Origin of the sequence: Sphingopyxis sp. Q841 (assembly GCF_052384365.1) — a bacterium.
GTDB classification, from domain to species: Bacteria; Pseudomonadota; Alphaproteobacteria; order Sphingomonadales; family Sphingomonadaceae; genus Sphingopyxis; species Sphingopyxis terrae_A.
Genome location: NZ_JBQSUM010000001.1, coordinates 1,931,281 through 1,954,317 on the forward strand (window position 1 = coordinate 1,931,281; position 23,037 = coordinate 1,954,317).

At 66.0% G+C, this 23,037-nt stretch carries 16 protein-coding genes; 8 read left to right on the forward strand and 8 right to left on the reverse strand.

Annotation, left to right across the window (positions count from 1 at the left end; genetic code table 11):
• Positions 1-1,413, reverse strand: coding sequence for a methyltransferase family protein (locus tag ACT17R_RS09625; protein WP_234179265.1), 1,413 nt, complete (start codon positions 1,411-1,413; stop codon positions 1-3).
• A 242-nt stretch (positions 1,414-1,655) separates the two neighbouring features.
• Here ACT17R_RS09625 and ACT17R_RS09630 point away from each other — a divergent pair, with 242 nt between their 5' ends.
• The 4 genes from ACT17R_RS09630 to ACT17R_RS09645 all read left to right on the forward strand — a co-directional run bounded on the left by ACT17R_RS09630 (position 1,656) and on the right by ACT17R_RS09645 (position 4,934).
• Complete coding sequence (locus ACT17R_RS09630) at positions 1,656-2,861, forward strand: M23 family metallopeptidase (protein ID WP_062901181.1); 1,206 nt, start codon at positions 1,656-1,658, stop codon at positions 2,859-2,861.
• Between the two features lies 1 nt (position 2,862).
• Positions 2,863-3,258: a bactofilin family protein gene (locus ACT17R_RS09635; protein WP_086457467.1), complete on the forward strand. Its 396-nt coding sequence runs from the start codon at positions 2,863-2,865 to the stop codon at positions 3,256-3,258.
• A gap of 26 nt (positions 3,259-3,284) precedes the next feature.
• Complete coding sequence (locus tag ACT17R_RS09640; RefSeq protein WP_062901179.1) at positions 3,285-3,476, forward strand: hypervirulence associated TUDOR domain-containing protein; 192 nt, start codon at positions 3,285-3,287, stop codon at positions 3,474-3,476.
• 84 nt (positions 3,477-3,560) lie between these two features.
• Complete coding sequence (locus ACT17R_RS09645; protein ID WP_263588149.1) at positions 3,561-4,934, forward strand: M20/M25/M40 family metallo-hydrolase; 1,374 nt, start codon at positions 3,561-3,563, stop codon at positions 4,932-4,934.
• A gap of 45 nt (positions 4,935-4,979) precedes the next feature.
• Here the strand turns inward: ACT17R_RS09645 and ACT17R_RS09650 are convergent, their stop codons facing one another.
• Positions 4,980-5,582 carry a TetR/AcrR family transcriptional regulator gene (locus ACT17R_RS09650; protein ID WP_186401275.1) on the reverse strand — a complete coding sequence of 201 codons (603 nt, stop codon included), beginning with the start codon at positions 5,580-5,582 and terminating at the stop codon, positions 4,980-4,982.
• 21 nt (positions 5,583-5,603) lie between these two features.
• Between ACT17R_RS09650 and ACT17R_RS09655 the strand changes: the two genes are divergently transcribed.
• The 3 genes from ACT17R_RS09655 to ACT17R_RS09665 are packed head-to-tail and all read left to right on the forward strand — an operon-like array spanning position 5,604 to position 9,588.
• Positions 5,604-6,770: an aromatic ring-hydroxylating oxygenase subunit alpha gene (locus tag ACT17R_RS09655; protein WP_444809342.1), complete on the forward strand. Its 1,167-nt coding sequence runs from the start codon at positions 5,604-5,606 to the stop codon at positions 6,768-6,770.
• On the forward strand, positions 6,767-7,987 hold the full coding sequence (locus tag ACT17R_RS09660) for an FAD-dependent oxidoreductase (protein ID WP_267960593.1): 1,221 nt from the start codon (positions 6,767-6,769) through the stop codon (positions 7,985-7,987). Before ACT17R_RS09655 ends, ACT17R_RS09660 begins: the two co-directional genes overlap by 4 nt.
• Positions 7,984-9,588 (forward strand): phytoene desaturase family protein, encoded by a 1,605-nt coding sequence (locus ACT17R_RS09665; RefSeq protein WP_444809343.1) that lies wholly within the window; start codon positions 7,984-7,986, stop codon positions 9,586-9,588. The genes ACT17R_RS09660 and ACT17R_RS09665 overlap by 4 nt, the downstream gene beginning before the upstream one ends.
• Here ACT17R_RS09665 and ACT17R_RS09670 read toward each other — a convergent pair.
• From ACT17R_RS09670 to ACT17R_RS09695, 6 genes are all read right to left on the reverse strand, one after another.
• Positions 9,565-10,911: an amino acid permease gene (locus tag ACT17R_RS09670; protein ID WP_062901174.1), complete on the reverse strand. Its 1,347-nt coding sequence runs from the start codon at positions 10,909-10,911 to the stop codon at positions 9,565-9,567. The genes ACT17R_RS09665 and ACT17R_RS09670 overlap by 24 nt on opposite strands.
• A 4-nt stretch (positions 10,912-10,915) precedes the next feature.
• The gene (locus ACT17R_RS09675; RefSeq protein ID WP_186401271.1) at positions 10,916-13,303 is read right to left on the reverse strand and encodes a TonB-dependent receptor; all 2,388 of its coding nucleotides are present in this window, start codon (positions 13,301-13,303) and stop codon (positions 10,916-10,918) included.
• A 142-nt stretch (positions 13,304-13,445) separates the two neighbouring features.
• Positions 13,446-15,260 carry a tetratricopeptide repeat-containing sulfotransferase family protein gene (locus ACT17R_RS09680; RefSeq protein ID WP_186401270.1) on the reverse strand — a complete coding sequence of 605 codons (1,815 nt, stop codon included), beginning with the start codon at positions 15,258-15,260 and terminating at the stop codon, positions 13,446-13,448.
• Between the two features lie 11 nt (positions 15,261-15,271).
• Positions 15,272-16,885, reverse strand: coding sequence for a DsbA family protein (locus ACT17R_RS09685; protein WP_234179258.1), 1,614 nt, complete (start codon positions 16,883-16,885; stop codon positions 15,272-15,274).
• A gap of 56 nt (positions 16,886-16,941) precedes the next feature.
• The gene (locus tag ACT17R_RS09690; RefSeq protein ID WP_234179368.1) at positions 16,942-18,279 is read right to left on the reverse strand and encodes a M48 family metalloprotease; all 1,338 of its coding nucleotides are present in this window, start codon (positions 18,277-18,279) and stop codon (positions 16,942-16,944) included.
• Positions 18,280-18,516: 237 nt separating this feature from the next.
• Positions 18,517-21,135, reverse strand: a complete 2,619-nt coding sequence (locus tag ACT17R_RS09695) for an Rne/Rng family ribonuclease (protein WP_234179256.1) — start codon at positions 21,133-21,135, stop codon at positions 18,517-18,519.
• A gap of 602 nt (positions 21,136-21,737) precedes the next feature.
• Here ACT17R_RS09695 and ACT17R_RS09700 point away from each other — a divergent pair.
• A complete protein-coding gene (locus tag ACT17R_RS09700; RefSeq protein ID WP_234179255.1) occupies positions 21,738-23,006 on the forward strand; it encodes an N-acetylmuramoyl-L-alanine amidase in 1,269 nt (422 codons plus the stop codon).
• The last annotated feature ends 31 nt before the right edge of the window (positions 23,007-23,037 follow it).

Sequence of the window (23,037 nt, forward strand, 5' to 3'; positions counted from 1 at the left end):
TCAGGCGACCGGCCCGACGCGCGGATCGGGATCGAGCCGTATCCGCGGCAATGCGCGGCCACTCAGCTTCGCGAACAGGCGCGGGACGAGGGCGTGGCGCTGCGCCCAGGCCCAATAGGCCTGATAGGCGGGATCGCCGAGCAGATGCTTTTCCTCGGTCTTGGCGCGCCAGTAATAGACGCCGCTGACCGCCGCGAGCAGGATGGTGTTGCGCACCGCGTCGGCGGCGCTGCCAGATGTGACGAGGAAGGGCAGCGAGCCGATCCACCAGCTCAGATTCTTCGACACATAGGCGGGGTGCCGCGTGAAGGCATAGGGGCCGTGGGTGATGACGCCGCGGTGGGTCAGGTTCGAAAAGCGGATGCCGAACGCCATCGTCGCCCAGGCGTAGATGCCGACCAGAAATACCAGCGCCACGCCCCACAATGTCATCAGCGTGTCGTGCCCCTGAAGCCAATAGCCCCAGTCGGACCCGTTCACCGTATAATCGAGCGGCCCGCCGTTCATCAGAATGAAGGGCGGGTAGCAGACGAGCGCCGCGACCCACGCCATGCCATAGGGATTGGCGGTGCGGATATGCGCGTCGAGCGGCTTGAGGGTCAGGATATAGCCGACGGTCGCGACATGGACATCGACCAGATAGAGCAGGTTGATCGTCCAGATGCCGGTCATATAGGGATTGGCGAGGACGTCGCGCATCGGCACGCTGGCCAGTGACGAGAAATTGCCCGGCACGATCGACAGCATGAAGGCGGTGAAGAACCCCTTCACCGCCCAGGCGCGCAGATGATGCGCGATCGCGCGCCCATCGACGGGCTGGGCGCGGCCCGACTGGCGCGGCGCGATCAGCCAGCGTCCGAACTGGTAACAGCCGTCGCGCGGTTCGACCATGCGGCGGTCGAGCCACAGCATATAGGGCACCGATACGAGCAGCAGCCACGGCACCACCCGTTCGAGCAGGTCCATCGAGAAGGCGTAATTGCCCTCCCAATAATAGCGCATCACGGCATAGAATCCGGCGATCAGCGCCCAGGTCGTCCACAGCCCGGCGATCTTGGTCAGGCTGATGTCGACCGTCTCGCGCCACGGGCGGCGCAGCGACCAGTCGATGCCGGTCGACGGATTGCGGTGCACCTTGTCGACGAACAGCGACCACAGCACCATCGGAACGCCGCAGGCAAGGACGCTGGCGATCGCCGAATTGGGGCCGTTCATCGGCCCGCGCTGTCCCCAGTCGACGCCCAGATAGGCCGCGATTTCGGGCGCGTAGCGCGCGATCAGCAGATAGGAAAACAGGCCCAGGATACCGACGATCCCGACCCCGGCGCTGACCGCCGATCGGGGGCGCGAAGCGGGCGCTTCGATGGCGTCAGCCGCCGTCTCGGCGGCCGCCGGAACGGCAAGATCGGGCATATGGGTCACCCCCTCGTCCTAGGCCGAAATGGTAAGCAAGCCGTCAACGATAATCCCCGATTCGCGGCGAAAATGCCGCCCGATCGATCATAGTTGCGACGGTTTGACACCGTTCACCGCGAGTCAGGTTCGATTCAACCCGACTCGGCCGCTGAAGAGTCGCGATGCCCCGCCGGCGCTGGTAAAGGCCCCACCAAGTCGGGGCGGAGGGCTCCATCAGAACAACAAGACGGGGTCGTAGCTTGTCTTCCCAATCGACGGGTCTGCGCCATTGGCGCCAGCGTTTTAATGCGCTGTTCCAGGACCATGAAATCTTCATTCGCACGCACGGCCATGTCCGGTTTCTGCGTATCAGCGCCGTTTGGCAAAAGCGCGTTGCGCTGATCGCTGGCGCGGTGCTGCTCGCTTGGGCTGCGATTACGCTCGCCGTGTTCGTCAACCAGCTGCTCACCGCCGACGAGCGCGCCGAAGTCGCGCAGAAGCAGGCGGCTGCCGCGGCTGCCGAGCAGCGCATCGCGCGCTATCGCGACCGCGTCGGCGAAATCGCCGCCGACCTCGACGAGCGGCAAAAGCAGCTCGAACAGTGGCAGCAGGATTATTTCGGCAACGAAGCGCTGCCCGCGCCGGCGAAGGCGGCCGATGGTGCAAAAGCCGACGGCGACGCCGCGACGCCGCTCAAGACCAGCGCCATCGATCCGCGCCTGCCCCCCGAAGCACAGGCGCTCGCGCGCATCGAGGCGCGGCAGGAGGCCTTTTCGTCGCGCCTGCTCGCCGCGGTCAACGCCCGCGCCGCCAAGGCCGAAAGCGCGGTCGCCAAGCTCGGGCTCGATCCGCGCGCGCTCGTTCGCGACGCCTCGTCGGGTCGTGGTGGTCCGCTCATCCCCTTCCAGCGCCGCGGCGGCAATGCGGGCGCGCTCGGCACCAGCTTCGCCGCGCTCGAAGGCGCGCTGTTCCGTATGGAAGTGTTCGAACGCACCCTCGTCGCGATTCCTTCGGGTCAGCCGGCGCATGTGCTGATGCTCTCATCGAGCTATGGCTATCGCAGCGATCCCTTCACCGGCGCCGGTGCGATGCACGCGGGGCTCGATTTCCCGGGGCCGATCGGCGCGCCGATCCTCGCCGCCGCGCCCGGGCGTGTCAGCTTCGTCGGCCAGAAGTCGGGCTATGGCAATGTCGTCGAGGTCGATCATGGTCAGGGTATCCTGACCCGCTATGCCCATTTGTCGGGTTTCAACGCCAAAGTGGGCGACCGCGTCACCGCGGGGCAGCAGATCGCCCGCATGGGCAGCACCGGCCGCTCGACCGGCAGCCATTTGCATTTCGAAGTCCGTTTGAACGGGGTCGCGGTCAATCCGCGGCGTTTTCTGGAGGCCAAAGCCGATGTTCTCAAAGTCAAAGACGACGCCCGACAGCGGGTCGGCGCCCTCGCTTCCGCCGGTGCCCGCTAAGATGGCGACCGGCGCCCGTCATACCACTTTCTCGATCATCGGGTCGGATGTGGTCATCACCGGCAATGTGTCGGCCAGTGTCGACCTGCACGTCGACGGCAAGATCGAGGGCGACTTGAAATGCGCCAACCTCGTCCAGGGCGAGGCGAGCGAGATCAAGGGCGGTGTCGTCGCCGAGACCGCTAAGCTTGCGGGTCTGGTCGACGGGTCGATCGAGGCCAAGACGCTGATCATCCACGCCAGCGCGCGGATCACCGGCGACGTGACCTACGAAACGATCACGATCGAAAATGGCGGCAAGGTCGACGGCAAGCTGTCGCACCGCCGCGCGGGTGCGGCCAAGGCGCCTCCGGCGCTCGAAGTCGTCGGCGAAAAGCCGGCCTCGTTCGGCGCCTGACCGACCGCGATTTTCCGGTCGGCACGATGGTGTGCTGGCAATGGGGCCGCGGCGAAGGTCGCGGCGTGATCGCCGAGCGCTTCGACCGCCGCGTCGAACGCACGATCAAGGGTAGCCGGATCGTGCGCAACGGGAGCGCGGGGAATCCCGCCTATCTGATCGAAATGCTCGACGGGCGCTGCGTGCTCAAGCTTGCGAGTGAACTCGCGCCGGCTTGACCGCGGGCGGCGATTGGGGGGCAGGGGGGATCTGCCCAACTTCGGGTCTTGCGCGCCCCCGCGCAGACGCCATAGTCGCGAACCATGCGCACCCTTACCGCTCCGCTCGCCCTCGCCGCCGCCTTGCTGGCCGCCGCGCCCGTCCATGCCAAACCCGCCGATGCGGGTACCGCGAAAAAGATCCTGATCGACAGCGTCGCGATCCCGACCGTCGCGGGACGCGGCAAGGTGCCCGAACTTGCGGCCTATTATGCCGAGGTGCTGAAGGCGGCGGGCTATGCCGACAGCGACATCGTCATCACCCCGATGGGCGAAACCGCGACCTTCGCCGCCACGCTGCAGGGAACGACGAAGGAAAAGCCGATCCTGCTGCTCGGCCATATGGATGTCGTCGAGGCCGACGCGAAGGACTGGACGCGCGATCCGTTCGTGCCGGTCGAGGAGAATGGCTATATTTTCGGGCGCGGGTCGGAGGACAATAAATTCGACGTCGCGATGATGGTCGCCACCATGGCGCAGCTCAGGAAGGACGGCTTCAAGCCCAAGCGCTCGATCATCCTGCTGCTGTCGGGCGACGAGGAAACGTCGATGATGACGACGCGTGCGCTCGCCGCCAAATATAAGGGCGCCGAACTCGCGCTCAACGGCGACGGCGGCGGCGGCCTGATCGGTGAAGACGGCAAGGCGCAATATTACGCTCTGCAGGCCGGCGAAAAAACCTATGCCGACTTCACGCTGGAGGTCACGAACCCCGGCGGTCACAGCTCGCGCCCGTCGCCGACCAATGCCATCGTTCAATTGTCGAATGCACTCGCCAAGGTGGGCGCCCATCATTTCAAGCCGCAGCAGAACGAACTGACCAAGGTCGGTATGCCGATTGTTGCCGATCAGGTCGGCGGTGCGATCGGCGCAGCGCTCAAGACCTTTGCCGCAAACCCCGCCGACGCGGCGGCGATCGCGACGATTACCGCCGATCCTGAATATGTCGGCCAGATCGGCACCACCTGCGTCCCGACGCTGGTCAACGGCGGTCACGCCGAAAACGCCCTGCCGCAGCGGGCGACCGCCAATATCAACTGCCGCATCTTCCCTGGCGTGCCTGTCGAGGCGGTGCGCGCCGAACTCGAACGCGTGATCGCCGACCCCGCGGTGGCGGTGAAGCCCGATCCCGACGCGAGCGCGAGCGACGCCTCGCCGCTGCGCCCCGATGTCATGGCGGCGGTGACGAAGGCCGTCCATGGGCGCTTCCCGGGCCTGCCGATCATACCGTCGATGAGCGCAGGGGCGACCGACAGCTATCATTTCCGTATGCTGGGCGTTCCGAGCTATGGCGTCGCGGGTCTGTTTTCGAAGGCGAGCGACAGCTACGCGCACGGGCTCAACGAGAGGGTGCCGGTCAACGCCATTCCCGGCGCGCTTGCGCATTGGGACAGCCTGCTGCGCGACCTGGCGAAATAATCGTCCGAACCTATGCCGTCGCCCCCGCCCGCGCGGGGGCGACGATTATATGAGCGCCGCCACCGCCCGCTCGACCATCGCCGCCGCCGCATCGGCGCCGAAGCTGCTCGCGTCGAGCGACAGTTCGAGCCACAGCCCGTCGACCATGGCGGTAAGCAGGATCGCGAGCTGGTCGGGGTCGCGCGCGCCGCACGGCGCGAGCAGGTCGCGCAGCCGGGCGCGATAACCGGCATAGCTATCGGCATGGATGGCCGCCATGCGCGCATCGCTGCGCGCGAGCGCCCAGAAAGCGGTCCACGCGCCGAGCAATTGCGGGTCGGTCACCGGCGGGCGGAAGCTGGCAGTCAGATAGGCGGTCAGCCGCGTGTGCGGATCGGGGCCCGCCGCGTCGGTGGCGGCGGCGAAGACCGCATCCATCCGGTCGCTCGTCGCCTGATAGGCTGCGGCGATCAGATCGTCGATGCCGCCGAAATAATGGCGCAGCAACCCGGGCGACACGCCCGCCTTCGCGCAGATCGCGCGGACGCTCGTTCCCGCCAGCCCAAGCTCGGCAAGACATGCCGCGGTCGCGTCGATCAGGTCGGCCCGGCGGGCGTCGGCACTTTCGCGCGTAAAGGCTTGGCGAGCGGCGGTCATATTGTTATACATGTGTATAACAAGGAACGAGCCATGGCAACTGCACCCCTTCGCGATTCGCATCCCGATCCGCTCGACGGCTGGTCGCTCCCGGCCTGGACCTATAGCGACCCCGATTTCTACGCCGCCGAAATGGCGCGCATCTTCCGCCCGAGCTGGCAGGTCGTCTGTCATGACAGCGACATTCCCGCGGCGGGCGACTGGCACAGCATCGATTATTGCGGCGAAAGCGTGATCGTCGTGCGCGGCGCCGACCGCGTCGTGCGCGCCTTCACCAACGTCTGCCGCCACCGCGGGTCGCGGCTGGTCGACGGCGCGGCGGGCTGCGCGAAGAAGCTCGTTTGCCCCTATCACGCCTGGACCTACGAACTCGACGGGCGACTCTCGGGCGTTCCCGATTCGGCGAGCTATCCGACGCTCGACAAGGAAAAGGCGGGGCTCGCGCCCGTCGGCCTCGAACAATGGCGCGGCTTCTGGTTCGTGCGGCTGGAGGAGGACGGCGGCCCGTCGGTCGCCGCGATGATGGCGCCCTATGAAGCGATGGTCGAACCCTATCGTTTCGCGGAACTCGGCGCATTGGGGCGCGTCACGCTGCGCCCGCGCGATGTGAACTGGAAGAATGTCGGCGACAATTATTCGGACGGCCTGCACATTCCCGTCGCCCACCCCGGCCTGACGCGATTGTTCGGAAAAAGCTATGGCGTCGAAGCCGAAGATCGCGTCGATCGCATGTGGGGCGACCTCGCCGACCGACCGTCGGCGAACTGGTCCGAGCGGCTCTATCAGCGGTTGCTGCCGCCGGTCCCGCACCTGCCGCAAGCGAACCAGCGGCACTGGCTCTATTTCAAGCTGTGGCCCAATGTCGCCTTCGACATCTACCCCGATCAGGTCGATTTCATGCAGTGGCTGCCGACCGGCCCGACGAGCTGCCTGATCCGCGAAATCAGTTACGTGCTTCCCGATGCCCGCCGCGAGATGAAGGCCGCGCGCTATTTGAACTGGCGCATCAATCGTCAGGTCAATGCCGAAGATACGGCGCTGATCACCCGCGTCCAGCAGGGCATGCAATCGCAAAGTTTCCAGATGGGACCGCTCAGCGACAAGGAAGTCTGCCTCAAGCATTTCTGTGCCCGGATGCGCGCGATCATCCCCGAAGCGCGGCTGGAGCAGGCGCCGGCGGCGGGGTGGAGCCGCGCTTGACCGGCACGGCGCCCGTGGTGATCGTCGGCGGCGGTCCCGCCGGGATGGTCGCGGGGCTGCTCTTCGCGCGCGCCGGGGTGGCGGTGACGGTGCTCGAAAAGCACGCCGACTTTTTTCGCGATTTTCGCGGCGACACGGTGCACCCCTCGACGCTCGATCTGTTCGACGACATCGGCCTGCTTGGCGCGCTGCTCGCGCTTCCGCATGCCGCGATCGACACGATGACGCTCGACCTGCTCGGGCGCCGCTACACGATCGCGACGCTCAAGCATCTGCCCGTTGCCGCACCCTTTGTCGCGATGATGCCGCAATGGGATCTGCTCGACTTCATCGCGCGCGAAGGCCGCAAATATCCCACCTTCGACCTGCGCATGTCGACCGAAGCGACGGGATTGCGCCACGATGCCGCCGGCCGCGTCGACGGCGTCACCCTGGCGAGCGGTGAAACGCTGCCCGCGCGCCTTGTCATCGCCGCGGACGGGCGCCGCTCGGTGCTGCGCGATGCCGCCAGGCTGCCGCTCGACGATCTTGGCGCACCGATGGATGTGCTATGGTTCCGGGTGCCGATGCCGGCGGATCTGGACATGACCGAAGCCCCGCTCGGTACGATCGACAAAGGCGGCATGGTCGTCGCGATACCGCGCGGCGATTATTGGCAGTGCGCGCAGATCATCGAAAAGGGCGGCTTCGCGGCGGTCGAGGCGCGCGGTATCGCGGCCTTTCGTGAGACAATCGTTTCGATAGCGCCGGGCCTCGCCGCCGGGATCGACGCGATCGGCGGCTTCGAAGACGTCAAGCTGCTGTCGGTCGCGCTCGATCGGCTGACCCGCTGGTGGCAGCCCGGATTGCTCGCGATCGGCGATGCCGCGCACGCCATGTCGCCCGTCGGCGGCGTCGGGATCAACCTTGCGGTGCAGGATGCAGTGGCCGCCGCGAACATCCTTGCGGTGCCGCTCGTCGCCGGCGCCGACCCCGATCCCTTGCTCGCGCGGGTGCAGGACCGCCGATGGAAGCCCACGACAAAGATGCAGGCGCTGCAGCGTTTTGCGCACCGGCGCGTCGTCGAACCTGTGCTGCGCGGCAAGATCGATCATGTACCGCTCGCGATCCGCCTGCTCGACCATATCCCGCTGCTGCGCCGGATTCCCGGCCGCATACTCGGCCTCGGCTTCGGGCGGCAGCATGTTCAGTCCCCACTTGCGAAAGATTTTTCATGACCAAAGCCTATGACGCGCTGATCATCGGCGCCGGCCACAACGGCCTTGTCTGCGCCTTTTATCTTGCCAAGGCGGGGCTGAAGGTCCGTATCGTGGAGGCGCGCGACGTCGTCGGCGGCGCCGCTGTGACCGAGGAATTCGCGCCGGGCTTCCGCAATTCGGTCGCGAGCTATACGGTCAGCCTACTGCAGCCGAAGGTGATCGCCGACATGAAGCTCGCCGATCATGGCTATCGCGTGATCGAACGGCCGATCAGCAATTTCCTGCCGCAGGAGGATGGGGGCTATCTCAAACTCGGCGCCGGGCTCGAACGCACGCAGGCCGAGTTCCGCAAGTTCAGCGCCCGCGATGCCGAGGTGCTGCCGCAATATTATGACGCGCTCGAAAATGTCGCCGAACTGCTCCGCGATCTTGCGCTGCGCGTCCCGCCCAATGTCGGCGAAGGCATGCGCACGCTGCTCGACGGCGCGCGGCAGGGGCGGCGCTTCGCGACGCTCAGCCTCGAACAGCAGCGCGATGTGCTCGACCTGTTCACCAAGTCGGCGCGTACAATGCTCGACAGCTGGTTCGAGAGCGAGGCGGTCAAGGCCGCCTTCGGCTTCGATGCCGTCGTCGGCAACTATGCCAGCCCCGACACGCCGGGCAGCGCCTATGTCCTCCTCCACCATGTCTTCGGCGAGGTGAACGGCAAGAAGGGGGCGTGGGGCCACAGCGTCGGCGGCATGGGCAAGATCACCGAGATCATGGCCAAGGTCTGCCGCGATCATGGCGTCGAAATCAGCCTCGAAAGCCCGGTAGCGAAAGTGCTCGTCGACGGCGGCAAGGCCGTGGGGGTCAAGCTCGTCGGCGGCGAGGAGATTGCGGCGGCGCGGGTGATCGCCAATGTCGGACCCAAGCTGCTTTACGAACGGATGGTGGACGCGGGCGACCTGCCTGCCGATTTCGAACGCCGGATCAAGGGTTTCAAGGCAGGCAGCGGCACCTTCCGGATGAATGTCGCGCTGTCCGAACTCCCCAGATTCACCTGCCTCCCCGAACCGGGCGAGCATCACCAGTCGGGGATCATCCTCGCGCCGACGCTCGACTATATGGACCGCGCCTTTCTGGATGCGAAGCGCGACGGCTGGTCGAAGGAACCGATCGTTGAGATGCTCATCCCCTCGACCGTCGATGACAGCCTTGCCCCTGAAGGCTGCCATGTCGCCAGCCTCTTCTGCCAGCAGTTCGCACCCGAATTGCCGGAGGGGCGCGACTGGGACGATGAGGAGGAAGCCGCGGCCGATTGCATCATCGACACGGTCGAAAAGCATGCGCCGGGCTTCCGCGCCAGCATCGTCGGGCAGACGCGCCTCAGCCCCAAGGGTCTCGAACGCAAGTTCGGGCTGGTCGGCGGCGACATCATGCACGGCAATATGAGCCTCGATCAACTCTGGTCGGCGCGGCCGGTGCTTGGCAATGGCGGCTATCGCGGGCCGGTGAAGGGGCTCTACATGTGCGGGGCGGGAACGCACCCGGGGGGCGGCGTCACCGGCGCGCCGGGGCATAATGCGGCGCAGGTGATCCTGCGCGACCGCGGTCTATTCGCGCCCCGCTGGCGCTGAGGCCGCGCCCCCGCGGCGCCGCATCAGCAGATAGATGGGTAGCCCCGCCGCGGTCATCGCGACGCTCCACAGGCTCGCCTCGATCCCGGCGCCGTAGAAGGCCCAGCAGCTGTAGCCGAAGCCGACGAGGGTCAGCGCTGCAAAGCCCGGCGAGACGCGCAGGCTGCCCGCCTGTTCGAGCCGCAGCGCCGACAGGCTGCCGACGACATAAAGAATGATCGCGGTCGAAGTGGTGATGAGCACCATGAAGGTGAAAAGTTCGGCGAGGCCACGCGAATAATTGGCATAGACGACGATGCTCGCGAGCAGGCTCGACGCGATCTGCGCCATTTGCGGCGACCCGAAACGATTGTCGCGCCCGAAAAGGGAAGGGAGCAGGCCGCGATGGGCGAGGTCGCGCGGAATCTCGCCCTGCAGCATCACGAATCCGTTGAGCGCGCCGAGCGCGGCGATCGCGGCAAAGACCGCGACGATATCACCCGCCAGCGGGCTGACCAGCGTTCCGAAAAAGGTCGCATAGGCGGCGTTCGACTGTTGCAGCGTTTCGACGGGCAGCAGCATGGTGACCGCGGTGCAGGACAGGAGATAGAGGAGGCCGGTCGCCGCGGCACCGATCAGTGTGGCGCGCGGGATCATCCGCTCGGGATCGCGCACCCGGTCGCCAACGACGGCGGCGCTTTCGAAGCCGAGCAGCGCGAACAGCGTCAGCGTCGCCGCGCCGCTCACTGCCGACAGGCTGACCGGCTGGGTATGCGCCATCCCTGCGGCATGGCTTTCGCCGGTACCGAGCAGCCAAGCCGCGACCAGCACCGCGCCGATCACCGGCACCAGCTTCAACAGCAGTGTGATGATCTGCGTCTCGCCCGCGCGGCGGATGCCCGACAGGTTGATGAGCGTGAACAGCCACAGGAAGCCGATCGCGACCAGCGCGGGCAGCTGCCCCTTGTCGCCCAGCCTGGGGATGACGATCGAAAGATTGCTGACCGCCGCGACGGCGAGCGTCGCATTCGCCGTCCAGCAACTGATCCAGTAGCTCCAGGCGACGGTGAATCCCGTGCCGGGGCCGAAGGCTGCATTGGCATAGGTGAACGTCGCGCTGCCGCCGGGCAATCGCCGCGCAAGCCGCGCAAAGACGATGGCGAGGCACAGGGTGCCGGTGATCGTCACGCCCCAGCCGATGACCGCGTTCAAGCCGAGCGGCGCCAGGTCCCGGGGCAGGAGGAACACCCCCGACCCGATCATATTGCCCATGACGAGCGCGACGCACATGGCGAGACCGAGCTTCTGCCCGGCCTCGCCCTGTTGCTGTGCGGGGTTCGTCACCCGGTCAGAATTCCTTGCTGACCTTGATCCCGATCAGTCGCGGCCTGATCGGCGTGTCGTAGAATACCCCGCCGGTGCCGGTCAGCCCGTCGGGATCGCCGCAGGTGGTTTCGAGGCACTGGACACCCGTATTGATGATGCCGTTGCTGTCGAACAAATTGGTCGCGAACAGTTCGGCCTTCCAATCCTCTCCCTTCACGCCGATGCTGATATCGGCGGTGGTATAGGATTTAAGCGTTCCCTTGAGCGCATTTTCAAAGATGCGAAGGTCGCTGCGCCGCTTGCCGATATGGTTGAGCGCGAACTGGACATGCCCGCCCAGGCCGCCGATCGGAAATTCGTAGCGCGTGACCAGATTGCCCTTGAACTTCGGCGTCACCGGAAGCTGCGTTCCCGACGGGGCGAGCAGCGCATTGGTCGCGCCGTCACTGCCGGGCAGGGTGCAGTCGAAACTGCTGTTTGCGATCAGGCAGAAATCCCGGCGAATCTGTGCATCATTGTAGCTCATCCCGGCGTTGATCGAGAAGCCGCCCTCGCGATAGCCGAGGTCGAGTTCGATGCCGCGAATGCGCGCTACGCCCGCGTTGCGGATTTCGGTCAGACCGTTGAGCCCGAGGAAGGAAAGCTGAATGTCTTTCCAGTCCTCCTGATAGATGGCGCCGTTGAAGCGCACCGGACCCCAGTTGGTCTTCCAGCCGAACTCATAATTGTCGAGCGTGTCCGGACCATAGGGCGGCAGGGTGCCGCGGCGGTTGATCCCGCCGGGACGGAAGCCGCGCGACCAGGTGCCATAGATCAAGGCATTGTCGCTGAGCTTGTACGTCAGGTTCAGCTTGTGAATGAAGCCGGTGTCCTTGGTCCGTTTGTCGAGGTTGGTACAGGGCGATCCGGCAACGATCGCCGGACCGAAGCAGGCGGCGACGCCGGTTCGGCTCGATACGCCCGCCGAATAGCCGAAGAAGCCGACCAGGCTGTTGTCGAACTTGTACAGACGGCCGCCGCCGGTCAGCGTCAGCTTGTCGGTGATGTCGTAGCTGAGCTCGCCGAACGCGGCATAGTCGCGGTCGACGCGGAACTGCTTAGTCAGCCAGATGTCGCTGGCCGTGCCGGGCACCTTCAGATCGTCGGCCAGATTGTCGATGATATAATTCTGTTCGATATTATGGCTCTGGCGCTGCCAGAACACGCCGCCGATAAAGCGGATCGGTGCGTCGGCTGGCGATGCGATGCGCGCCTCGACAAAGCTCTTCTTATAACGGTCGATGCCGTTGATATATTGGTTGGGGCTGATCAGATTGTTCGCATTGTCGCGCAGATAATAGCCCGAACCGTAGAGCGCGTCATAGAAATAGGAATAATCCGAATAGTCGCTCGCGACGTCGGTGCGGCGGCGCAGGTGACCGCCGGTGACGGTCAGATCCCAATTGCCGAGCTTGCCCTCGATCGTCAGGGCCGCCTGCAGCCATTTGTCCTTGCTCCATTCGGGATTGTACTGGACGGTCTGCAGCTGGCCGGTAACGGCGCTCGACCGTTCCTGCGAATAGCTACCGTTCGTCTTCTGAATCTGGCCCATGATCGTCGGACGCAGCGTCCAATTGTCGTCGAGCTCGATCCCGAGCGCGAGGCGCGCGCCATAGGTGTCGGCGTCGTTGTAGTTGTTTTCGACATAGGCCGAATTATTCTGGACGATGCCGCTGGTCGGATAGGTGCGGCTGCCCGGAATATTGTCGATATAGCCAGCATCGTGCCGGTACCAGCCGACGAGGCGCAGCGCCGCGCGCTCGCCGAGCGGCGCGTTGATGAAGCCTTCGGCGACACCGCCGAAATTGCCGTGCGCGACCGAATTGATCTCGGCCCCGATCTCGCCATAGGTGCCGCTGGCGTCGGGCTTGTTGGTGACAAGCTTGATCGTGCCCGCCATCGAACTTGCGCCATACAGCGTGCCCTGCGGCCCGGCGAGTGCCTCGACGCGCGAAAGGTCATAGGCATGGATGTCCAGCGCGCCCTGAATCGTCGTCACCGGCATTTCGTCGAGATAGGTGCCGACGGTCGGCAGTGAGGCCGAATGGTTTGCATTCTCGCCCGACGACACGCCGCGGAAATAGACCTGGGCAAAACCCGGGGCGGCCGTCTGGATCGTTACCGACGGCAGGAATTTGACGACGTCCTGAAATTCCTTGACCTGCAACTCGGCCAGTCTTTCGGTGCCGATCGCGGTGATCGCCATCGGCACGTCCTGCAGATTCTGCTCGCGCTTCGAAGCCGTGACGACGATGTCGTCGCCATTGGCCGGCGTCGTTTGCTGTGCGAGCGCCGTTCCCGACGTGCACAGGATCGTGCTGCCGAGCAGCAGCGCGCTGCCTTTCGCCAACACTGCTGAAACATTCCGCATAGAGACCCCCCTCGATGACAACAATGTGACGGAGAATGACGCGGTGCAGCGCAAGCGCAAGCATTGTCATCGCAACGGCGCGCGCGTTAGTCGAAAATGTCGGCTGCTGTTGCTCAAAGGCAACGAATTTGCGCGCGGCGGGCTAGTCGGCGAGCGGTGGAACCCCTGGATAAGCCTCCAGCACCGGACCGAGCGCCGACTTTAGCGGGTCGAGCCATGCGTCATAGGGGCGCCATTGATCGACGCCGTCGCGGTTGATGGGGCGGCGCACCTGTTCGCTGGATGCGGTACGCACGGCGCGATCATTGGTGTAAAAGGCCAGGCAGGCCTCCTCGAACGGGACGTTCAGATAGGCAAGCATCGCGCGAACCTCGCCCTCCGGATCGTCGAGCAGCGCCTCGTGAATCACGCGGTGAACCCGGCCCGGCTGGACCGCGTCGATATGCGCCATCAGGCGGACATAGTCGCGATAATAGGCGCCGATATCCGCCAGCCCATAGCTGAACGCCTGACCCTTGGCGAAATGCTGGCGAAAGTTCGACCAGCAGCAATCGAGCGGGTGGCGCCGAGCATCGATGACCTTTGCGCCGGGCAGGGTCAGGCGAATGAAGGGCAGGTAAAGCCAGTTGTTCGGAAGCTTGTCGATATAGAAGGGTTTGTCCGTCTTGCGCTGGACTGCAGTGCGCGCCAGAAATTGCCGGCCGAGGTCGGCCAGCGCATCGGAGCGCAGATCGGCCAGTGCTTCGACCCAGCGACGCGGGTCGCCCTTCGCATCGCGCCCGAGGCTAAGCGCCAGCGCCGGAATATCGGGCAATTCCATCGTGCCTTCGATCGCACTATGACTTGCCAGAATTTGCTCGATCAGCGTTGAACCCGCGCGCGGCAGGCCGAGGACGAAAATCGGATCGGGATCGGGCGCGCCCGCACCGGCCATTGCCGCAAAGCGTTCGGCCGGAAAATGGGCGATGATGGCATCGACCGTGGCGCGCGTATCTGCCGGATCATAGCCGAGTTGCGCCGACCGGATCGCATTGCCTGCTGCGTAGTGACGAAAGGCTGCGGCATGATCGCCGGCATCGTCATAGGCCTTGCCAAGCGCGAAGTGCAGATGGAGCCGGTCATCCGCGCGCGCCTCGTCCGTTGGCGCCGCATCGGCGAGCGCAGCTTCCATGGCGGATCGGTCGGCGGCGTCGAACCGAATGGTCTTCAGATTGGCGAGGCTCCACCAGATTTCGCCCAGCCCGGGATCGGTAGCGAGCGCATGGCGGTAGGCCGCGATGCTGTCGTCCTGCCGCCCGACCGTCTTGAGCATATGACCATAGCTCATCCACAATTTGGCGTGGCCGGGAAAGCGGCGGGTCAATTCTTCGTACAGCGCGATCGCTTCGTCATAGCCGCCGATACGGCCGAGGGCGGCGGCCTTCAGATTGGCGTGGGCCGGATTGTCGGGATCGTCGCCGAGCACGGAATCGAGCGCCGCGACGGCTTCCGCAAAGCGATTCTGCTTGTAATAGACCGTCGCCAGATTGGCGCGGGCGGCGCCGAACCCCGGCGCGAGTTCGACCGCCCGCATCAGCAGCTTTTCGGCATCGCCATAACGGCCGATACGCCCGGCGACCTCGGCCAACATGCGGATCGCTGCGACATCGGTGGCGTCGTCGCGCAGGCGCCCGCGTAGCGCGACCTCGGCATCGGGCAGCCGATCTTCGGCAAGGGCGAGCGCCGCTGCGATCATTTCGGGATCGTGGATCGCCGCGCCGACGGCGTCGAGCGATGCCGCCTGCGCCTCATCCTCTCGTCCGAGCGCGCGCAGCGCGTGCGCGGCAAGGCGGTGGGCGGCGGCCGATGTCGGAACAACCTCGATAATCGCCCGAGCCTGCGCCAGCGCCGCGGCAGGCTGACCCGCCAGCAGATGCCGGGCGTTGGCGAGCGCCTGATCGTGCGTGACGGTCGCCAAACCCGCGCGCCTCAGCTCTTGGACCGGGCCTTGGCGATGGCGCGCTTCAGCGTGTCATAGCCGACCTGGCCTTGGAGCAGTTGGTTGCCTATAACCCAGGTCGGAGTCGCGTTGAGTTGGAGCTGGGTCGCGATCGCCAGATTCGCGTCGAGTTCACGCTGGAACAACGCCTCGTTCGCGGTCGCGTCGGCGCTGCCGTCGGTAACGACGCCCGCGCGCTGTGCCGCTGCGGCGATCGCCGAGGGGTCGAGCGAACTCGCTGCGAACATCGCGTGGTGGAAGGCGTCATACTTACCCTGCCGCGCGGCGGCGAGCGCCATCAGCGCGGCATCGCGGCTTTGCGGCGAGATGATCGGCAATTCGCGGAACACGACCTTCAGCCTTTTGTCCTCGCGGACCAGCCGGTCGACATCGGGCACGCTCGCCCGGCAGAAGCCGCAGGCATAATCGGTGAAGACGACCAGCGTGACGTCGCCGTCGGCATTGCCCGCCCAGGCGCCGGCATAGGGCTTTTCGAGCGCGGGGCGGATCGCGTCGATCGCCTTCGCCATTTCGCGGTCGCGCTGCGCCTCCAGCGCCTCGGGGATGATTTCGGGATTGGCGCGAATATAGTCGCCGACGATCGTCTCGACCTCGCTCTTGCTCATGCCGCCGCCGAAGCGGCCGCCAAGCCAGAAGGTCGCGCCGAGCAGCGCGAGCGCGGCGATGCCGCCGATCAGCAGGGTTCGCGTCGATACGCCGTCCATCATTCCTCCCTGGCGCTGCGGCAGGCGGCCCGCGGTCATCGCCTTGGTCCGCGCGGGCTTGGGCTTGGCCGGGGGCGTGACATGCGGGGTGCGATCATCGTCCGACGCGATTGCTGTTGCCGCTGCCTTGGCCGGCGTTTCCGCCAGCGTCGCGGGGATCGCTTCGCCGGCGAAGAGCGGCAGGTCGCCCGCGTTCCCGGCGTCGGCGGCGCGCGCCTCTGCCTCTTCGCGCGCGAGCAATTGTTCGAGCCCCGAGGGCGGCGGCGCAAGCTCTTCGGCGGCGGGACGCAGCTTGTTCGCGGCGTCGCCGATGCCGTCCTTGCCGGCGCGCGCAACCTGACCTGCGACCTGGCCGATTCCGGCCTTCGTCTTGCCCGCGACTTCGCCGATCCCGCGTCCGGCTTCGCTGGAAATTTTCGCGACCTTGTCGCCCAGCGCCATCTTGCCCCACGCCTCGCCGCTCGCGCTTGCTGCGCTGCGCGCCGCCTTCGCCGATCCGCGTCCGATGGCGCGCGCGGCGCGCGCGGCGCCGCGGCCCGAACGCTGCGCAAGGTCGCGCGTCCGCCGCGGTATCTCCATTGCCTCGACGCGGGCGGGAATATCGGCGCGTTCGCCGACATCGATCGTCCAGTCGGCAAAGGCCGCAGCGCCGTGCCGGATCGCACTCCATAGCCGCGCCGCACCCGCCTTCAGCTGCTCGCCCGTGACGCGCGGATCGCGCGCCGGAGCGGGCTGCGGCGTATAGCGGCCGACGTCGATGCCGACGGGGGGCGCGTCCTTCGGCTTCGCCAGCCCCTCGTCGGCGCGCGGCAGGGGATCGGGCGCCGGCGTGGGGTCGCGCAACCACGGCTGGTAATATTCGTCTTTCTTGTCTGTCACTTGTCGCCCTTGTGCATTCGCGAAATTGCGATGCATCCCCGAATTTCGTCGTGAATCTAGCGCCGTTTGCGCGTCCGTTCTACCTCGGCGCGCGCAACCATCGAAATATCCTGTGCACGAATCCAGTCGGGCGACCCTTGCGGCAGGCCCTGCATCGCCATTTCGGCATTACGCAGCGCGAGCATCGGCTGTCCACCCTCGAGACTGTAGCGTTCCGCCGAGGCGAGCGCGGCGCGCGCCTGATCGCCGCGGTTCGCATAGACAATTCCAAGCTGATACCAGGCAAACGGATTCTCGTTATCGAGCGCGACGGCGGTCTTCAGCACCTTCTCGGCCTCTGGAAAATTGGCCGGATCCTCGGTCGCGATCAACGCATGGCCGAGGGTCGAGGCGATCAGCGGCTGCGATTTCGAGTTGGCGACCGCTTTGCGCAGCGGCGGGATCGCTTCCTTGGGCCGACCGGATTCGAGCAGAACCTGGCCTTCGAGTTCGAGGAAATAAGGGTCTTCGGGATTGGTGGCGATCAGGGCATCGACCTCGTCCAGCGCCTTTTGCGGATAGGCGCTCTTGTGCCAGGCGTAAGCGCGGGCGTAGCGCGCGGGCACGCTCCTGTCGCTTTCGGGATATTTGCGCAGCGTCCGCTCGGGCTCTTCCATATAGCCGAGCAGCTTGGCCTTCACGCGCTGGAAGCGGGCCTCGAGCTGGGGGTCGCTCGGCTTGTCCCACGCCGGATCGACGACATAGACTTCGCGAAGCGCCTGGATGCGATCGCCAGACAGCGGGTGCGTGCGGCTGTAGGCCTGATCATCATCCTGTTTGACGGCATAGCGAAATTCGAGGTTCTGCAGCTTCTTGAAGAAATCGAGGCTGCCCCTGCCGCTGATCCCCGCCTTCGACAGATATTGGGCGCCGGCGGCATCGGCGGTCGCTTCCTGGACCCGGCTGAACGCCAGATATTTGCCGAGTGCGGCCTGCTGCCCTGCCATCATGATGCCCATTCCAGCGTCGCCGCCGCCCGCCGCGATCGCCGCGGCGCCGAGCAGCATACTGAGCAGCGAGATGCCCGTTGCGGTCTTGGCGCCGTCGCTGGCGCGGATTGCGTGGCCGCCCATGATATGGCCGAGCTCGTGGGCGAGTACGCCCTGCACTTCGTTGGCGCTGTCGGCGGTCTCGATCAGGCCGCTAAAGACATAGATGTCCTGACTGCCCGCCACGAACGCGTTGATGCTGCGGTCGCCGAGCAGGTGGACGCGCACCTGTCCGGGACGCAGCCCCGCCGCGACGAGCAGCGGGTCGACCATGTCCTGGAACAGCGCCTCGGTTTCGGCGTCGCGCAGCATCGACTGCGCCATCACCGGCCGCGCGGCAACGGCCACCATGGCGAGGAGCGTCATCAACAGGCGCAGCGCGGCGCGCCAGGCGCCCAGCCGGGCCACGATGTGGGACGGGGACGGGGCGATCATCGCCGCCTGTCTTGCGCCGCGCGTCTGAACCTCGACTGAAGCCATGGAGACTTATTGGGGCGCCAGCCGCGCGGGCGCAAGGCGAGAGATGGTCGCCGCCGCGGTGACAGTCCAAAAAAAGGGCCCCCGCTTGCACGGGGGCCCATCTTTTTACGCGATGCAGGCGCGTCAGTTGCCGAAGGTGCGCTGCCACCAGCCTCGGCGGGGTTCGCCCGCTGGGGCGCCGCCGTCGGCATCGGCCTCGGCGGGGACGGAGACGGCTTCGTCCGCCGCATCGCCCTGCGGTGCGCTTGCCGTCGCTTCGGCGGGCTGCGCCTCGGCGGCGGCCGCCTTCTTGCTGCGGCTGGCGCGCTTCTTCGGCGCAGGCTTGGCAGGTTCCGCCTCCTCTACCGGCACTTCGGCGACAGGAGCGTCGGGCGCTTCGCTGCTCGCTTCGGCAGCGGCCGCTTCGGCAGCGATCGCCGCCTTGGTCTTGCGCGGCGCGCGCTTGCGCTTCGGCTTTTCGTCAGCCGGCGGCATTTCGGGGGCGGGAGCTTCGACGGCTTCCGGTTCGGGCGCGGTCGTGTCCGCGTCGCCTGCTTCGGCTTCGGCCTCGACCTTCTTGCGACCGCGGCCACCGCGGCGACGACGCGGCTTGGCTTCGCCTTCCTCGCTCGCTTCGGCGGCTACGGTTTCGACCGCACCATCGGCGCCGGCTTCGTCGTCGCCGTCCTCGGCCTCTTCGGAAGCCGTTTCGCCCTCGGCGGTTTCGTTGCCCTCGTCATCGCGGCGACCGCGACGACCGCGGCGGCGACGCCGGCGGCGCTTGTTGCGTCCGCCTTCGCCATCGGCATCGCCCTCTTCACGCTCGCGTTCGCGGCGCGCGGGGCGTTCGGCTTCTTCTTCCTCTTCTTCGATATCCTCTTCGTCGACGATATCGTCGTCATCATCATCCTCGATCGGCGCGATCGGGGCGAAGCTGCGGCGCTGAACGGGCGGTGGGCCGCCGACCTCGATCGCCATGCGCGCGCCTTCGGTTTCGCCGTCGGGCAGGATTTCGACGCTGACGCCGTACAGATCCTCGATATCGCGCAGTTCGCGGCGCTTTTCGTTGAGTAGATAGAAGGTTGCTTCCTGGCTCGCGCGCAGGATTATCTTGCTGCCCTTGCCACGTGCGGCTTCCTCTTCGATCAGGCGCAGCGCGCTGAGACCCGCCGACGATGCGGTGCGGACGAGGCCGGTGCCTTCGCAATGCGGGCAGGGTCGCGTCGACGCTTCGAGCACGCCGGTGCGCAGCCGCTGGCGGCTCATTTCCATCAGGCCGAAGCCCGAGATGCGGCCGACCTGGATGCGCGCGCGGTCATTCTTGAGCGCATCCTTCATCGCGCGCTCGACCTTGCGGACGTTCGAGCCATGATCCATGTCGATGAAGTCGATGACGATCAGGCCCGCCATGTCGCGCAGGCGGAGCTGGCGGGCGATTTCGTGCGCTGCCTCGAGGTTGGTGCTGAGTGCGGTCTGCTCGATATTATGCTCGCGCGTCGAGCGCCCCGAGTTGATGTCGATCGACACCAGCGCCTCGGTCGGGTTGATGACCAGATAGCCGCCCGATTTCAACTGGACGACGGGATTGAGCATCCCCGCAAGCTGATCCTCGACGCCATAGCGCTGATACAGCGAAACGGGGTCGGCATATTGCTTCACGCGCCGGGCGTGGCTGGGCATCAGCAGCTTCATGAACTGCTTCGCCGCCTTATAGCCCTCTTCGCCCTCGACGAGCACTTCCTCGATGTCGCGGTGATAGATGTCGCGGATCGCACGCTTCACAAGGTCGCTGTCCGAATGGATCAGCGCCGGCGCGCTCGACCCCAGCGTCTTTTCGCGGATCTCGTCCCAAAGCCGGGCGAGATAGTCGAAGTCGCGCTTGATCTCGGTCTTGGTGCGGCTCATCCCCGCGGTGCGGACGATGCAGCCCATCGACGGCGGCAGGTTGAGCTCGTCGATCATCGCCTTCAATTTGCGGCGATCGGCGCCATTCGAAATCTTGCGGCTGATCCCGCCGCCGTGCATCGTGTTGGGCATCAGCACGCAGTAGCGGCCGGCCAGCGACAGATAGGTGGTCAGCGCCGCACCCTTGTTGCCGCGCTCTTCCTTGACGACCTGCACCAGCATCACCTGGCGGCGACGGATGACGTCCTGAATCTTGTACTTGCGGCGCAGCGACATGCGGCTTTCGCCATTTTCGTCCTCGTCGCGGCGTCCGCGTCCGCGGCCGCCCTTGCGCCCCCGGCCACGCCCGCGGCCCCGGCGACCCTTGTCGTCGCGATCGTCGCGCGATTCTTCGCCATCTTCGCCGTCGGCGTCGTCCGCGGAATCTTCGCGGCCATCATCGTCGCTGTCCTCGCCGATGGTTTGGGGGGCGGCAACGGCGGCGTCATCGTCGCCGGGCTCGTCGACATCGGCCACATCGCCTTCCAGCTCGTCGAGATCTTCCTCGGCGCGCATCGCGGCTTCGGCGGCATGCTCCGCCTCTTCGCGCAGCAACGCTTCGCGGTCTTCCTTCGGGATCTGGTAATAGTCGGGGTGGATTTCGCTGAAGGCCAGGAAGCCGTGGCGATTGCCACCATATTCGACGAACGCCGCCTGCAGCGACGGTTCGACGCGGGTTACCTTGGCCAGATAGATATTGCCCTTGAGCTGCTTGTGCTCGGCGGACTCGAAATCAAACTCCTCGATGCGGTTTCCCTTGGTGACGGCGACCCGGGTTTCTTCCCGGTGCCGCGCGTCGATCAACATGCGCGTGGTCATTATTATTACTCCAGGCGCGCCGCAGCGCGCCAAACAAAAAGGCCGCCGCCGCCCGTGGAGGGCGGCTGCGGTCGATAGGGTTCAAACGGAAAAAGACGTTATTGCCGCGCGTGGCCCGCGTCCGGTCCTGGACGCGCATGCGGTCTTCCGTCACGTCGACGCGCGGCGCAAATGCGACTGCGTCGGCATGGGAAGAGGGCATGGCAAGCCTCATACGGCATCAACCTGTTACGGGGTGACCGTTATGGCAGGCGACGCTGGAATGGGGTCGGCCGCCGCCCGGTCATCCGGGTGGACTGACGGATATGCCTTTCCCCGCATGTCCGGCGCCAGGGAGGCCATGAACCGCGAATCGCGCGGGTCAGCCTTTCCCCTCAAAAGGCCGGACGGGATCGGGTCGGACACCGTCAGTGTGTCGGGTGCTAGCATCGGCACGGACCAACGGCAACCCAAAGCACGGCAGTCACATGGGAATGTTCGCGCGCGCCGACAAGGCGTTTCGCGTAATTCATACTGAATAGCCTGTTAACCGTGCCGGTTGACCGCGATTTGACGGGCGATGGCTAATGGCTGGTTCATCCTTTTTTGCGGCCGGAGCGCTCATGTTTTCGAATAAGCGCTGGACCATCGCGCGCCGGGGGCGGCATAACCGGGTGATGGGCCTGATCCTTGTCCTGATCGTGACGATCCTGTCGATACCGGCGGCGATCGCGGGCGATATTCGCGCGGTCGAAATCGGTGACCGCGAGGTGACGCTGCGCTTTGCCGACGTCGTCGCGGGCGCGTCGGCCTTCGTCCTCGCCGGACCCGACCGCATCGCGCTCGACATTCTGGGTGCCGATCCTGGCCGTTCGCCGCAGGGCAGCGGGCTTGTCAGCGCGGTGCGCCAGGGGCGGCCGGCCGCCGACACGGCGCGCGTCGTGCTCGATCTGGCGCGGCCCGCGGTGGTCACCGACGCGCGCTTCGCCGCCGACGGGCGCAGCCTTTCGCTGCGCCTGCGTCCCGTCTCGGCCGACGAGTTCGAACGCGCCGCCAAGACGCCGCGCACCGAATGGCAGCCGCCGCTCAACTTTCGCGCCAAGCCGCCCGAAAAGCGCTACAGCGTCACCGTGCCGATCGGCGCGCCCAAGCCGGCGCCGGCGCTGCCCAAGATCGAAGGGCCGAATAATCCGCGCCTGCCGCTTGTCGTCATCGACGCCGGCCATGGCGGGCACGATCCGGGCGCGATTTCGCCGCACAGCGGCAAGCGCGAAAAGGATATCACGCTGGGGATCGCGCGCGCGATTCGCGACGATCTGGTCGCCAGCGGCCGCGTCCGCGTTGCGCTCACGCGCTCGGACGACCGCTTTCTGGTGCTCGAGGAACGCTATGGCATCGCGCGGCGGCTGAAGGCCGATCTGTTCATTTCGATCCATGCCGACGCGGCCGAGAATGAAGAGGCGCATGGCGCGTCGGTCTATACGCTGTCCGAAGTCGCCTCCGACCGCGAGGCGGCTCGGCTTGCGGCGCGCGAGAACAAGGCGAATATCATCAACGGCGTCGACCTGGGCGCGCACAGCGGCGAAGTCTCGTCGATCCTGCTCGACCTGACGCAGCGCGAGACGATGAATGTCGCGTCGGACTTCGCCCGTCTGCTCGAGCGTGAGGCGGCGGACGATGTCACCTTCCGCACCACCGCGCACCGTTTTGCATCCTTCGTCGTGCTGAAGGCCCCCGATACGCCGTCGATCCTGTTCGAAACCGGCTTCATCTCGAATAAGGAGGATGCGGAATTTCTCGCCTCGGCGGCGGGGCAGAAGAAGGTTGCGCGGGGCGTCCGCGATGCCATCCAGCTTCATTTTGCGCGGCAGATCGCCGCAGTCGGCCGCTGAACCAGAAAGTTAGTCTTGACTAACTTTTGAC

Coding starts and splice junctions, on each gene's coding strand:
- ACT17R_RS09675 (WP_186401271.1), bottom strand. CDS start 13,303: ATGCGGAATGTTTCAGCAGTGTTGGCGAAAGGCAGCGCGCTGCTGCTC.
- ACT17R_RS09655 (WP_444809342.1), top strand. CDS start 5,604: ATGGCAACTGCACCCCTTCGCGATTCGCATCCCGATCCGCTCGACGGC.
- ACT17R_RS09700 (WP_234179255.1), top strand. CDS start 21,738: ATGTTTTCGAATAAGCGCTGGACCATCGCGCGCCGGGGGCGGCATAAC.
- ACT17R_RS09650 (WP_186401275.1), bottom strand. CDS start 5,582: ATGTATAACAATATGACCGCCGCTCGCCAAGCCTTTACGCGCGAAAGT.
- ACT17R_RS09640 (WP_062901179.1), top strand. CDS start 3,285: ATGGTGTGCTGGCAATGGGGCCGCGGCGAAGGTCGCGGCGTGATCGCC.
- ACT17R_RS09695 (WP_234179256.1), bottom strand. CDS start 21,135: ATGACCACGCGCATGTTGATCGACGCGCGGCACCGGGAAGAAACCCGG.
- ACT17R_RS09635 (WP_086457467.1), top strand. CDS start 2,863: ATGGCGACCGGCGCCCGTCATACCACTTTCTCGATCATCGGGTCGGAT.
- ACT17R_RS09690 (WP_234179368.1), bottom strand. CDS start 18,279: ATGACGCTCCTCGCCATGGTGGCCGTTGCCGCGCGGCCGGTGATGGCG.
- ACT17R_RS09665 (WP_444809343.1), top strand. CDS start 7,984: ATGACCAAAGCCTATGACGCGCTGATCATCGGCGCCGGCCACAACGGC.
- ACT17R_RS09625 (WP_234179265.1), bottom strand. CDS start 1,413: ATGCCCGATCTTGCCGTTCCGGCGGCCGCCGAGACGGCGGCTGACGCC.
- ACT17R_RS09645 (WP_263588149.1), top strand. CDS start 3,561: ATGCGCACCCTTACCGCTCCGCTCGCCCTCGCCGCCGCCTTGCTGGCC.